This is a genomic window from Streptomyces bacillaris, assembly GCF_003268675.1.
GTDB lineage: Bacteria > Actinomycetota > Actinomycetes > Streptomycetales > Streptomycetaceae > Streptomyces > Streptomyces bacillaris.
Map to the genome: position 1 here is coordinate 334008 of NZ_CP029378.1, position 12907 is coordinate 346914.

Annotated in this window: 12 protein-coding genes and 1 pseudogene; 7 read left to right on the top strand and 6 right to left on the bottom strand. The window is 73.9% G+C overall.

The window, feature by feature from the left end; genetic code table 11:
- Positions 1-50: 50 nt before the first annotated feature.
- The gene (locus DJ476_RS01520) at positions 51-884 is read right to left on the bottom strand and encodes a TIGR02452 family protein (protein ID WP_103417652.1); all 834 of its coding nucleotides are present in this window, start codon (positions 882-884) and stop codon (positions 51-53) included.
- Positions 885-1032: 148 nt separating this feature from the next.
- Between DJ476_RS01520 and egtA the strand changes: the two genes are divergently transcribed.
- The 4 genes from egtA to egtD are packed head-to-tail and all read left to right on the top strand — an operon-like array spanning position 1033 to position 5469.
- A complete protein-coding gene (gene egtA, locus DJ476_RS01525) occupies positions 1033-2382 on the top strand; it encodes an ergothioneine biosynthesis glutamate--cysteine ligase EgtA (RefSeq protein ID WP_112489605.1) in 1350 nt (449 codons plus the stop codon).
- Positions 2379-3755 carry an ergothioneine biosynthesis protein EgtB gene (gene egtB, locus DJ476_RS01530; RefSeq protein ID WP_112489606.1) on the top strand — a complete coding sequence of 459 codons (1377 nt, stop codon included), beginning with the start codon at positions 2379-2381 and terminating at the stop codon, positions 3753-3755. Before egtA ends, egtB begins: the two co-directional genes overlap by 4 nt.
- On the top strand, positions 3755-4510 hold the full coding sequence (gene egtC, locus DJ476_RS01535; protein WP_112489607.1) for an ergothioneine biosynthesis protein EgtC: 756 nt from the start codon (positions 3755-3757) through the stop codon (positions 4508-4510). The genes egtB and egtC overlap by 1 nt, the downstream gene beginning before the upstream one ends.
- Positions 4507-5469 (top strand): L-histidine N(alpha)-methyltransferase, encoded by a 963-nt coding sequence (gene egtD / locus DJ476_RS01540; protein ID WP_112489608.1) that lies wholly within the window; start codon positions 4507-4509, stop codon positions 5467-5469. The genes egtC and egtD overlap by 4 nt, the downstream gene beginning before the upstream one ends.
- Before the next feature lie 156 nt (positions 5470-5625).
- On the opposite strand, the pseudogene DJ476_RS01545 reads toward egtD, so the two are convergent.
- The 3 genes and pseudogenes from DJ476_RS01545 to DJ476_RS01555 all read right to left on the bottom strand — a co-directional run.
- Positions 5626-6495 (bottom strand): annotated as a pseudogene (locus tag DJ476_RS01545) (lysophospholipid acyltransferase family protein); the annotation flags it as partial.
- Complete coding sequence (locus DJ476_RS01550; RefSeq protein WP_070202144.1) at positions 6492-7322, bottom strand: GNAT family N-acetyltransferase; 831 nt, start codon at positions 7320-7322, stop codon at positions 6492-6494. The gene DJ476_RS01550 and the pseudogene DJ476_RS01545, both read right to left, overlap by 4 nt.
- Before the next feature lie 290 nt (positions 7323-7612).
- Positions 7613-8866, bottom strand: coding sequence for an extracellular solute-binding protein (locus tag DJ476_RS01555; RefSeq protein ID WP_103417657.1), 1254 nt, complete (start codon positions 8864-8866; stop codon positions 7613-7615).
- A gap of 204 nt (positions 8867-9070) precedes the next feature.
- Here DJ476_RS01555 and DJ476_RS01560 point away from each other — a divergent pair, with 204 nt between their 5' ends.
- Complete coding sequence (locus DJ476_RS01560; protein ID WP_019766825.1) at positions 9071-9286, top strand: dodecin; 216 nt, start codon at positions 9071-9073, stop codon at positions 9284-9286.
- A gap of 22 nt (positions 9287-9308) precedes the next feature.
- Here DJ476_RS01560 and DJ476_RS01565 read toward each other — a convergent pair whose 3' ends face one another.
- Positions 9309-9797 (bottom strand): phosphatase domain-containing protein, encoded by a 489-nt coding sequence (locus DJ476_RS01565; protein ID WP_112489609.1) that lies wholly within the window; start codon positions 9795-9797, stop codon positions 9309-9311.
- Positions 9798-10008: 211 nt separating this feature from the next.
- On the opposite strand from DJ476_RS01565, the gene DJ476_RS01570 reads away from it, so the two are divergent.
- Complete coding sequence (locus tag DJ476_RS01570; protein WP_112489610.1) at positions 10009-11019, top strand: MsnO8 family LLM class oxidoreductase; 1011 nt, start codon at positions 10009-10011, stop codon at positions 11017-11019.
- A gap of 35 nt (positions 11020-11054) precedes the next feature.
- Here DJ476_RS01570 and DJ476_RS01575 read toward each other — a convergent pair whose 3' ends face one another.
- Positions 11055-11624: a CGNR zinc finger domain-containing protein gene (locus DJ476_RS01575; protein ID WP_206608331.1), complete on the bottom strand. Its 570-nt coding sequence runs from the start codon at positions 11622-11624 to the stop codon at positions 11055-11057.
- Between the two features lie 56 nt (positions 11625-11680).
- On the opposite strand from DJ476_RS01575, the gene DJ476_RS01580 reads away from it, so the two are divergent.
- Positions 11681-12904, top strand: a complete 1224-nt coding sequence (locus DJ476_RS01580) for an MFS transporter (RefSeq protein ID WP_103417661.1) — start codon at positions 11681-11683, stop codon at positions 12902-12904.
- Positions 12905-12907 lie beyond the last annotated feature (3 nt).

Below are 12907 nucleotides of genomic sequence, written 5' to 3' on the forward strand. Positions count from 1 at the left end.
GGCGGCGGGGGCGCGGGAGCTGAGGGCGGGCCCGACGGCTCCCGCCCCCGCTACCCTCCCCCGCCCCCGAAGGTCCGGGTGAAGGCCGCCCGGGCCGGGGAGTCGGGGGTGCGGTCCAGGATGCCGAACACGATGTGCTCGAAGTGGCCGCCGAACCGGCCGCCCTCGCCGAGCAGCGCCCCGAACGCCCCCGCCACCTGGCCCGGGTCGTTCCGGAAGACCCCGCAGCCCCAGGCGCCCAGCACGAGCCTGCGGTAGCCCTCGGCGGCGGCCACCTCCAGGACCCGTTCGGCGCGGGCGGCCAGGGCGGCGGGGACGCGGTGGGCCTCCTCGGGGGTCTGCCGCCGGATCACTCCGGCGTTGGGCGCCGGGGAGGTCAGGAATCCGGCCTCGTACGGGGTGTCGAGGAAGCGGCCCCGGTCGTCGCGGAAGACGGGGACGCCGGGCGAGTGGATCACCCGGTCGGTGTAGAAGGCGCTGCGTTCGGCGCGGTGGTGCGCGTAGTACGCGGGGGCGCGCAGCAGGGTGGTGTGGAGGGCCGAGCCACGGCAGAGGGCCTCTTCCTGGGCCTGGGCGCCGTTCAGATAGCCGCCGCCGGGGTTGCGAGCGGAGGCGTAGCTGAGCACCGCGACCTTTCCGGGGGCTTCGTCGGCCATCCGCCGGGCCGCCCGGAGGCTGCTCTCGCCGGTGACCTCGAAGCGGGGTGTCCGGTCGGTGTCCAGGGCGGGGACGGGCACCGGCTCGGGGCCGTACAGCCGGGTGCCGGAGCGGGCGGCTGCCACAGCGCGCTCGATGGACACGGTCCGACCTGCGGCGTTGTGATAGTGCCCGGCTTCGACGACGGCTTCGGTCTCCCGCGCGATACCGCGCAGCCGCGCGCTCACCGGCGCTCCCCCCTGTGGTGCATACGGTGCATGCTGGTCGTGGGAGCGGTGTGGCGGCAACCGCATTTCCGGTGGCTCGGGGGCACTCTTGTGCGATCCCTGGGTACGGGTTTGGGTGGTAGGTACGCAACTGAGAAGGAGGCGCCTCATGTCCCCGGACACCCCTGGCGGCCCCGGACCGCGCCCGGAATCCTCCCCTCTCGACGAGGGCACGGCGCAGGATTTACTGCGCGGCATCTGTTTCAAGACGGGCCCCCCGCGCATCGTGGGGGTGGAACTCGAATGGCTCATCCATGACCAGGAACATCCGACCGTGCCGGTGGCCCAGGAGCGGCTGGACGACGCGGTCGCGGCCCTCCGCGAGCTGCCCCTGAGCGCCGCGCTGACCTTCGAGCCGGGCGGGCAGCTGGAGCTCAGCTCCCAGCCGGCCGGCTCCCTGATGGAGTGCATCGAGACGACCGCGGCGGATCTGGCCGCCGTCCGGGGTTCGCTCGGCCGGGCCGGGCTCGCCCCGGTCGGGTTCGGCGTGGATCCGTGGCAGACCCCGCACCGCAGGCTCCGCGAGCCGCGTTACGACGCCATGGAGGCGGCTCTCGACCGGGCGGGCCCGGCCGGGCGGGCGATGATGTGCACCTCCGCCTCCGTGCAGGTCTGTCTGGACGCGGGCGAGGAGGAGCCGGGGCCGCGCGGTTACGGCAGGCGCTGGCAGCTCACCCATCTCCTCGGTGCCGTCCTGGTGGCGGCGTTCGCCAACTCGCCCTTCCGGCAGGGGCGCCGGACCGGCTGGAAGTCCACCCGCCAGGCGCTGTGGGCCGATCTCGACCCCGTACGCACCCTGGCACCGGGCGGCGGGCTCCCGCCGCGCGAGGCGTGGGCGGCGCATGTGCTGGACACGACCGTGATGTGCGTACGCCGGGAGGACGGCCCCTGGTACGTGCCCGAGGGGCTCACCTTCCGGGAGTGGATCCGCACCGGGGCGCCCCGCCCGCCGCTGCGGGCCGATCTCGACTACCACATGACCACCCTCTTCCCGCCGGTCCGGCCGCGTGGCCACCTCGAACTGCGCATGATCGACGCGCAGAGCGGCCCGGACGGGTGGCTGGTGCCGCTCGCCGTCGCCACCGCCCTGTTCGACGACCCGGAGGCCGCCGAGACGGTGTACCGGGCGGTGAAACCCCTGGCGGAGTCGGCCGGTTCCGCCGCCGCGCCGCGCAACGCGCTGTGGACGACGGCGGCCCGCGAGGGCCTGGCCGATCCGGAGCTGCGGGCGGTGGCCGTCCACTGCTTCGAGACGGCCCTCGACGCACTGGACCGCATGGGGGCGAGTACTGCCGTACGGGACACCGTGGCGGCCTTCCACGACCGGTACGTGGCCCGGGGCAGATGTCCGGCCGACGATCTGCTCCGACCGGGCGCCCTCGCCGAGCCGGTCCTCCTCTCCGGCGCCGCCGGCGCGCCGACCGCACCGCCGTCCCCGGGAAGGGTGGCCTCCGCATGACCGACGACCGCACCCCCTCCGCCTCGTCCGCCACCGCCCCGGACGGCTTCCCGCCCTCCCCCGGCGGCCATGACCCCGAGGTGCTGCGCCGACGCGCGCTGGACGCGCTGCTGACCGCCCGGGCCCGTACCACCGCCCTCACCGACAGCGTGGACGAAGCCGAACTCACCGCCCAGCACTCCCCGTTGATGTCCCCGCTCGTCTGGGACCTGGCCCACATCGGCAACCAGGAGGAGCAGTGGCTGCTCCGCGCGGTGGGCGGGCGGGAGGCGCTGCGCCCGGAGATCGACGGGCTGTACGACGCCTTCGAGCACCCGCGCGCCGCCCGGCCCTCGCTGCCCCTGCTGGCGCCCGCCGAGGCACGGACGTACGCCGCGGATGTACGCGGCCGGGCCCTGGACATCCTGGAGGCCGCCCCGCTGCACGAGGACGGACGGCCGCTGGAGCGGGCCGGGTTCGCCTTCGGGATGATCGCCCAGCACGAGCAGCAGCACGACGAGACCATGTTGATCACTCATCAGCTCCGCTCGGGGCCGGTTGCCTTGACCGCGCCCGCCCCGCCCGAGCCCACCGATGCCACCTCTTTGCCTGCCGAAGTGCTCGTCCCTGGCGGGCCGTTCACCATGGGGACCTCCGCCGAGCCGTGGGCGCTCGACAACGAACGGCCCGCGCACCAAAGGGAGGTGGCCGCGTTCCACCTGGACACCGCCCCCGTCACCTGCGGGGCGTACCGCCGGTTCATGGCGGACGGCGGGTACACCGACCCCCGCTGGTGGGCGCCCGAGGGCTGGGACATGGTCCGTGAACACGGCCTGGACGCACCGCTGTTCTGGCACCGGGACGGCGGGCAGTGGCTGCGCCGCAGGTTCGGGGTGACCGAGCCGGTGCCGGACGACGAGCCGGTGCTGCACGTCAGCTGGTACGAGGCGGATGCGTACGCCCGCTGGGCGGGGCGGCGGCTGCCCACCGAGGCCGAGTGGGAGAAGGCCGCCCGGCACGACCCCGCCACCGGGCGTTCGCTCCGCTACCCCTGGGGCGACACGGACCCGACGCCCGAGCAGGCCAATCTGGGCCAGCGCCATCTGCGTCCTGCGCGGGCCGGTGCGTATGCGGCGGGCCGGGCGCCGTCCGGCGCGGGTCAGCTGATCGGCGATGTGTGGGAGTGGACGTCGAGCGACTTCCTGCCCTACCCGGGGTTCGTGGCCTTCCCCTACCGGGAGTACTCGGAGGTGTTCTTCGGCCCGGGCCACAAGGTGCTGCGCGGCGGCTCGTTCGCCGTGGACCAGGTCGCCTGCCGGGGCACGTTCCGCAACTGGGACCTGCCGGTGCGGCGGCAGATCTTCTCCGGGTTCCGCACCGCGAGGGACGCCTGATGTGCCGTCATATCGCCTATGTGGGCGATCCAGTGGCCCTCGGGACCGTACTCTCCGCGCCACCGCACTCCCTGGTGCGCCAGTCCTGGGCACCGCGCCGCCAGCGGTACGGGACGGTCAACGCGGACGGCTTCGGCGTCGGCTGGTACGCGGACGGCGACCCGGTCCCCGGCCGCTACCGCCGTCAGGGGCCGATCTGGCACGACGAGACCTTCGCCGACCTGGCCCGGGTGGTGCGGACCACCGCGCTGCTCGCCGCCGTACGGGACGCCACCGAGCCGGGTGCGGACGGGGAGGCCGCGGCCGCGCCGTACACCTCCGGGCGGCTGCTGTTCAGCCACAACGGCGCGGTGCCGGGCTGGCCCGGCTCGCTCGCGGGGCCGGCCGCCGCGCTCCCCGCGCGGGAGCTGCTGTCGCTGGCCGCCCGCAACGACTCCGCGCTGGTCTGGGCGCTGGTCCTGCACCGCGTCGCCGCCGGGGACGATCTGCCGGGCGCGGTCGCGGAGACCGTCCGGGAGGTCGCGGAGGTGGCGCCGGGCGCACGGCTGAACCTGCTGGTCACGGACGGCACCACCATCGTGGCCACCGCCTGGGGCGACACCCTCTGGCACCTCCACGACCCGGGCCGCTCGACGGCCGTGGCCTCGGAGCCGTACGACGACGATCCCCGCTGGCGCGAGGTCCCCGACCGCACCCTGCTGGTCGCGACCTCCGCAGACGTCACCCCCACACCGCTCAAGGAGCCCGCAGCGTGAGCCCATTCCTGCTGACCCGCACCCTGCCGGAGGACGCCACGGACGCGGCGCTGCGCGCCGATGTCCTCAGCGGGCTGACCCGCCATCCCAAGACGCTGCCGCCCAAGTGGTTCTACGACGCGCGCGGCAGCGAGCTGTTCGAGAAGATCACCCGGCTGCCCGAGTACTACCCGACCCGCGCCGAGCGGGAGATCCTGGAGGAGCGCTCCGAGGAGATCGCCGCCGTCTCGGGGGCCCGGACGGTGATCGAGCTGGGCTCGGGCTCGTCGGAGAAGACCCGCCATCTGCTGGAGGCCCTGACCGGGCTGGAGAGTTACGTTCCGGTGGACGTGAGCGAGAGCGCGCTGACCGGGGCGGCCGAGTCGCTGCTCGTCGACCACCCCGACCTGTCGGTCCACGCCCTGATCGCGGACTTCACCGGCGGCCTCGCCCTGCCCGGCACCCCGGGGCCCCGGCTCGTCGCCTTCCTCGGCGGCACGATCGGCAATCTGCTCCCCGAGGAGCGGGCGGGATTCCTGCACTCGGTGCGCTCGCTGCTCTCCCCCGGCGACGCGCTGCTCCTGGGCACGGACCTGGTGAAGGACGAGGAGACGCTGGTCGCGGCGTACGACGACGCGGCGGGCGTGACGGCGGCCTTCAACAAGAATGTGCTGAGCGTCGTCAACCGGGAGCTGGGCGCCGACTTCCCGCTCGACGCCTTCGACCATGTCACCGTGTGGAACCCGGAGCAGCGCTGGATCGAGATGCGGCTGCGGGCCCGCCGGGCGCTCAACGTGAAGATCCGGGAGCTGGATCTGGTGGTGCCGTTCGAGGCCGGTGAGGAGGTGCGTACGGAGGTGTCGGCCAAGTTCCGCCAGGAGGACGTGCGCGAGGAGCTGGCCGCGGCCGGGCTCCGCCTCGCTCAGTGGTGGACGGATGCGGAGGGGCGGTTCGCCCTGTCGCTGGCCACGGCGGTCTGAGGGTCGGCGGCCGGGCGGTGGCGGTGGCTGCTGCTGGAGCCTGTACGGGTACGGGGAGGGCGGTGGGGCCGGGGCCTTTGCCGCTCCCCGGGCCGTCGTCACTCCCGGGGCCGTTGTCGCCGTGCGTGCTGTCACCCCTGTCCGCCGCGTCGTCGTACGGTCGCTGCCCAGCACGGCGGCCCGGGCAGCACGGGCCAGTTCGCGGCGGCCGGGCTCCCCGTGCGCGGAGACGGAGGCGTAGGCCCGAGCCGGGATGGAGGGAAGGACGCGGACCTCGGCGGTCAGCCCGGCCGCCCGCACCACCCGCCAGAGGGAGGCGGTGAGCGGGTCGTCCCCGACGAACGCGGCCGCGCCCGCTCCCCCGGTGCCGTACGTGATGCGGACCGGCCGTACGGAGACCTCCGCGTCGATCGCCGCCTGGAACACGGCCGGCCGGAACGCCCCGCCCCTCCCCCGTCCGCACCAGGTGCTGCCCTCGGGGAAGACCACGACCCGGGAGCCGGAGCGCAGGGCGGTGGCGACCGTGCCCACCGCCCCGGGCAGCGCGCGCAGCCGGTCCCGGTCGATGAAGAGCGTGGCGCCGAACCCGGCGAGCCGGCCGAGCAGCGGCCAGTCTCGGACCTCGGTCTTGGCGAGCATCCGGCCGGGCAGCACGGCGGCGACGAGCGGGATGTCCAGCCAGGAGATGTGGTTGGCGACGACCAGTTCGCCGCCGCCGGTGCCTCGGGCGTACGGATGCGCGCGGACCGTCACCCGTACGCCGAAGGCCCGCGGTATGCCTCGCGCCCAGGACCGCAGCAGCCACATCCGCGACCCCCTGGGGAGCAACCGGACCGGCGCGGCGCAGACCACTCCCAGCAGCACCCACCCACAGCCGGCGAGAAGCCGCAGCGCGGCGCGGAGCGGGGGCCGGGCCGCACCGGTGTGCCGGGCGCAGGAGGCCGGGGTGCAGGAAGCGACGGGCAGCCAGGCGCTGGTGCCCGCCGGACGGGGAGCGGCCTTGTCCTCGGTACGGGAGGTGCTCATGCCTGCGGTACGAGGGAGAGGAAGTGGCGGAGGTAGCGCGGGTCGGTCCGGCGCAGCGAGAGCAGGACGTAGAGGTCGGCCACGTTGAACTCGGGGTCGTACGCCGGTGCTCCGCAGACCCAGGCGCCGAGCCGCAGATAGCCGCGGAGCAGCGGGGGCAGGTCCGCCCGGGAGCCGTTGCCCGCGTCGGGGTGCGCCGAGGCGTCCCAGAGGCGGTGCGGGGTGACCCAGTGCTCCTCGGGGGCGAGGTGCGCGGTGCGTACGGTGTTCCAGCTGCGGGCGGCGAGGGCGCCGCCGTCGGCCAGCGGCAGGGAGCAGCAGCCGGCGAGCCAGGTGTGGCCGGAGCGCTGCATGTAGCGGGCGAGTCCGGCCCAGACGAGGGCGATGACGGCGCCGTCGCGGTGGGCGGGGTGGACGCAGGAGCGGCCGACCTCGACGAGGTCGTCGCGGATGGGGGCGAGACGGCTGAGGTCGAACTCGCTCTCCGCGTAGAGCCGGCCGGCTATCCGGGCGCGGTCGGGCGGGAGGAGGCGGTAGGTGGCGACGACCTCGTCCGTGGCGGTCTCGCGGACCAGGAGGTGGTCGCAGTACGCGTCGAACGCGTCGCTGTCGAGGCCGGGTTCGGGCCCTTCGAGGCGGGCGCCCAGCTCACCGGCGAAGACCTGGTGGCGCAGGCGCTGGGCGGCGCGCACGTCCTCCTGGCCGGTGGCGAGGGAGACCCGGTAGGCGGCGGCCGGTTCCGGGGAACGGGGAGCGGCGGGGGCCGGTGCCGGGGGGACGGGCCGGGTGGGCGTCGCGGCGGGCGGGGCGGTGGGCAGCACGGTCATGGCAGTCTCCGGGGACGGATCAGCGAAGTCGGCTGCCGGGCCTTCGCGAGCGGCGAAGGCCCGGCCCCTTACTTCTTCCGTCACCGGCTGGATTCGACGTGACCGCTGTGGAGCGCGGGGATGTGCGACGGCTGAATCCCGAGGGACGCGGCCGGGCGGACCGGGGCGCGGGGGCGGTTGCGGACCTGCCGACCGACACCGCGGCACCGATGGGTACCGACTGGCACCGGCGACACCGACCGATACCGGCCCACACGGACCGATGCCTACCGGGCGGGCCCCGCACCCCCTCAGCTGCCGGCGAGCATCGCCGTGATGCGCTCCGACGCCTTCTTCGCCTCCTGCTCCGGGTCGCCGCCCGTGAGCACCGCCGTCATGTACGGCTTGATCGGGTTCTCCGCCTCGACCTTGGCCCACTGCGAGGAGTTCGGGGTGGCGCGGCCCTGGCTCGCGCCTTCGGCCATCGCGGCGGTGCCCTCCTCGCCCTCGACGACATGGGCCAGGCTGGGCTTGTTGGGCACGTAGCTCATGGTGCGGGCCAGCTCGGTCTGCCACTTCTCGCTCGCCAGCGCCTTGACGACGGCGATACCGGCGCTGCGCTGGTCGGCCTTCTTCGGCACGATGAGGTCCGAGCCGCCGGTGAAGACGGAGCCCGGGGCCTTGGCGGACTTACCGGGAATGGGGAAGTAGCCGAGCTTTCCCTTGAGTTCGGGGTTCTGCTGCTCGACGAGCGCGGCGCTTCCGGGGAGCGAGATGATCTGGGCGACGTTCCCCTTGGCGAATACGTCGTTCTGCGGGGGCTTCTCTTCGTCGGAGTCCATGGGCCCGTCGCCGAGCGCCTGGAGTTCCTTGTAGAAGTTCATTCCGGCGAGCGCTTCCGGGGTGTCCAGCGTGCCCCGCCAGTCACCGCCGCCGCCCTCCGCGAGTTCGCCGCCCTCGTCCCAGATGAATCCGGCCAGCACGTACCAGTTCTGACCGGCCAGATAAATGCCCTGGTTGCCCTGCGTGTTGAGCTTCTCGGTGTCCTCGATCCACTCGGCGCGGGTCTTGGGGACGTCGTCGATGCCCGCGGCCTTGAAGATGTCCTTGTTGTAGATCACCACGCGGTTGGCCGCGTACCAGGGGATGCCGTACTGGACCCCGCTGATCTGGCCGGGCTGGGCGAGGCCGGGCAGCCAGTCCTCGCTGCCCAGGTCGCGCATCGACTCCAGGGTGAGGTCACGCAGGTTGCCGCTCTCCGCGTACTGCGCCACCTGCGTGTTGCCGACCTCGATCACGTCCGGGGCGTCGTCGCTCTCCAGGGCGGCCAGGACCTTGGGGCCGATGCCGCTCCACTCCTGGATCTTGAACTCCAGCTTGACGGAGGGGTTCTCCTTCTCGTACGAGCTGGTGAACTTCTCCAGGAATCCCTGCGAGACGCTGTCCTTCATCAGCCAGACCGTCACCGTACGGTCTCCGCCACCCGAACCGGAGAAGTACCCACATCCGCTGAGCGTGACGGATGAGACGAGCGCGACGGCTCCGACGAGTATGCGGTTCTTCACGTGGTCACCTTCTGCGAAACGGCACGACGAAATCAGGACCCGGTGTGGGGGGATTGCGGGCGACGCTCGCACGGGTGTTTGGCTGAATTTTGGTATGGACCATTCAGTAGGTCAAGGCGCGTGCTCGTCCCGATTCGCCCCCGGTCGCCCCCTCGCGCGAGACCCGGGATTGAGGCACCGTGGTCAGCAGAGAGGAGACAAAACATGTCCAACCACACCTATCGGGTCACCGAGATCGTAGGAACCTCCGAGGAGGGCGTCGACGCGGCGATCCGGAACGGCATCGCAAGAGCCGCGGAAACGTTGCACAATCTCGACTGGTTCGAGATTAACCAAGTTCGCGGCCATATCGAGGATGGCCGAATCGCGCACTACCAAGTCGGCTTGAAGGTGGGCTTCCGTCTCGACGAAAACCCCTGATCACCTCTCGGTCACCCCTTGGTCAGGTCCGTCCGTCCCGCTCCTGGGCGTCCTTCAGCGCCTGCGAGGGGTCGAACCAGCGGGCCCGCACCACAGGGAATCCGGCCACTTCGGCCGCATCGCAGACCAGCTCGTCGTCGTCGACCAGCATGCGCACCTCACGCGACCGGCCCAGCCGCCGCAGGATGTCCAGCTTCGTCCGGCGGGCCGGGCGCCGGTCGTCGTTGCGCCGCATGAACAGCTGCCCGTCGGGCAGCCCCTGACGGCCCAGCCACTCCACGGTGTCCCGGCGGCAGCGCTCGGGCCGCCCGGTCAGATAGACGGTCTCGCACTCCTCGGCGCTCGCCAGCACGAGCGCCACCCCTTCGGCCAGCGGTGGATCGGCCGGGGCGGCGGCGAAGAAGGCGGCCCAGTCGCGCTTCGGGCCCTCCAGGAAGTGCTGCCGGTGGGCCGTGTCGGCGAGCGTGCCGTCGAGGTCGAACACGGCCAGCGGCCGGGCGTCGTCGTTCATCCGGCCAGCTTAGGAAGGCTCGGCGCCGACCGCGTACCGAAGCGCTCCGGCACCGGCACCCACCGGGCCCCGGCGCTGCCCCTTCCGCCGTTCCGGCCGTCGTGCCATCCGCTGTTCCGGCCGTCACCCCTTCCCCCGTTCCGGTCACCGTCCGTCCCCTCCGCCGTTCCGGCCGCGGGAATCCTCGCCGGGCGGGGGCGTTGAACAGGGTGTGAGTTCTCCGATCGCCTCCCCCCGCTTCTCGTTCCTGGACCGCTCGCGCACCCGCGAGGGTCACGACGGCCCCCAGGCGCTGCGCGGCACCGTGGTGCTGGCGCGGGAGGTGGAATCCCTCGGCTACCACCGCTTCTGGGTCTCCGAGCACCACAGCGTGCCGGGCGTCGCGGGGTCGGCCCCGACCGTGCTGGCCGCCGCCGTCGCCGCCGCGACCTCCGCCATCCGGGTGGGCACCGGCGGGGTGATGCTTCCCAACCACCAGCCGCTGGTCGTGGCCGAGCAGTTCGGCGTGCTCGCCTCCCTCTTCCCCGGCCGGATCGACATGGGGCTCGGCCGTTCGGTGGGCTTCACCGACGGCGTACGCCGGGCGCTCGGCCATGGCAAGGAGGACGCGGAGGACTTCCCCGGCCGCCTCGCCGAACTGCTCGGCTGGATCGACGGCACCCAGCAGGCCCATCCCCAGGTGCACGCCCGCCCGGCGGAGGGCCTGCGCATCCCCGCCTACGTCCTGGCGATCGGCGAGGGCGCGGCGGTGGCGGCCGCCGCCGGACTCCCTCTCGTCATCGGTGATCTGCGCGGCCGGGGGAAGGTGCTCCGCGCCATCGAGGTGTACCGCAGGGACTTCCGCCCCTCGGCCCGCGCGGAGCGCCCCGAGGTGATCGTCTCCGGCACGGTCGCCGTCGCGGGCTCGGCGGAGGCGGCCCGGCGCCTGCTGGTCCCGGAGGCCTGGGCCATGGCGTACGCCCGCACCCACGGCAGCTTCCCCCCGCTGGCCCCCGCCGAGGAGATCGAGCGCCGCACGATGACGGCGAAGGAGCGGGAGCTGTACGAACGCGGGCTCGACGGCCACATCCATGGCACGGAGGAGCAGGTCACCGAGCAGTTGGAACGGGCGATCGAGGAGACCGGGGCGGACGAGGTGCTCGTGACGACGAGTACGTACGACCGTGAGGCTCTGGTGGATTCGCTGCGACGGCTGGCCGGGATCGCGGGGCTGAGGCACTGAGCGCGTACGGGCCCCGCTCCGGCGCGTGCGCCGAGCTAGCGCGGGGCCGCTTCCGCCTGCTGCCGCCGGTGGGCCGCGACGCGTTCGCGGGTGGCGCACCGGCGTGAGCAGTAGCGGCGGTCCGGGCCGCTGCCCTGGTTGATGAAGACGTCGGGGCAGCTCGGTGAGGCACAGATCCGCCCGGGCGGACGCTGACGGTCCCAGACCAGCACGGTCAGCGCCAGGCAGGACGAGGCCAGCAGCCAGGCGCCCCAGGGCGCGTCGTCGTCGTGGTCGATGTGGGGGTGCCAGGGGCTGTCGCCGCCGTGGGCGGTCAGCCTGAGCGGGCCTGTGTGCTCGCGCAGGAGGCGGTTGAGGGCGGTGGCCGCGCCGTCGGCGTCGGTGGCGGCGAAGACATCGCGCAGCCGGGCGGCGGCCGTGCGCATCTCCGCGAGGTCCTGCGGGGTGAGGTCGATGGTACCGCTCTCCCCGTACGCGTACAGGACCCCGGCCACCTCGCCGGGGTCCGGATCGTCGTCGGTGAGGGCGTTCACCAGGGCGGCGGCGCGGCGGGCGTTGGTCAGCACGGAGTGCCGGGTGGACCAGTCGTCGGCGGTGGAGGGCATTCGCCGAATGTAACGCATATTGCGAAGTTTTACGTTACCTCCGTACCGTCCCGCCCATGGCAGACCGTTACTCCTCCTCCCGCTCCTACCTGGTGGGCGCGCTCGCGGCCCGTACCGGGGACGACATGGCGGGGCCCGCGCTCCTGCTTGCCGCGCTCGCCCTCACCGGCTCGGCCACGGGGGCGTCCTCGCTGCTCGCGGCCGTCACCGTCTCCGCCGCGATCGGCGGGCCGGTGCTCGGGGCGCTGCTCGACCGTTCGCCCCGGCCGGGCCGCCTGCTGGCCGGGGCGCTCGTGCTGTACGCGGCGGGGCTGGCGGTCGTCCTCGGCGGGCTCGGCCGCGTCCCGGTCGCCGTCACCCTCCTGGTCGCGGTGGTGACCGGGCTGCTGGGACCCGCGCTGTCGGGCGGCTGGACGGCCCAACTGCCCCGGACCGTCCCGGCCGGCCGGCTGCCCCGGGCGAACGCGCTCGACGCCATGACCTTCGGCGTGGCGGGCCTCGCCGGTCCGGCCCTCGCGGGCGGTGTGGCCGAGGCGGTGGGGGCGCCGACGGCCGTGGTGGTCTCGGCGGTGCTCATCGCGGCGGCCGCTCCCGCCGCCTGGCGTCTGCCTCCGGTCTCCGGACCGGCCCCGGCCTCAGTTTCGGGGCCTCCTGCGATGTCACGGGCCGCACCGCTGACCAGGGTCGTCGCCTCGGGTGTCCGGGCCATCGCCGGGAGCCGGTCCCTGGCCCGGGCGACGCTCACCTCGGTGCTCTCCTGCGCGGCCCAGGGCATGATGACCGCCTGCCTCCCGCTGCTGGGCGAACGGGCCGCGGGCGGAGCCGGTTTCGGTGCGGCGCTGCTCTCCTGCGCGGCGCTCTCCGCGCTGCTGGCCAACGCCGTCCTCGCCCGGTACCCGCACGCGGTCGCCCCCGACACCGTCCTGTGGGCCGCCCCGCTCCTCCAGGCCGCCGCCCTGGGCCTGGCCGCCGCGGGAGAGCCGGTGGCGCTCGTCGTCGCGGTGGGCGTCGTGGGGCTGGCGGAAGGGCCCCAGCTCACCGCCCTGTTCGCGGTACGCCACCGGGAGGCACCGGAGGGGCTGCGCACCCAGGTCTTCACGACGGGCGCCAGCCTGAAGATCACCGGGTTCGCCGTGGGGGCCGCCGTCGCCGGGCCCCTGGCGGACCGGTCCCTGACCGGTGCGCTCCTGGTGGCGGCGGGCACGGCGGCCCTCGCCGTACCGGCCTGGTTCGCCCTGCGCCCAGGTGGCCGACCGGCCCGCACAACCGCCCGCGCCTAGAAT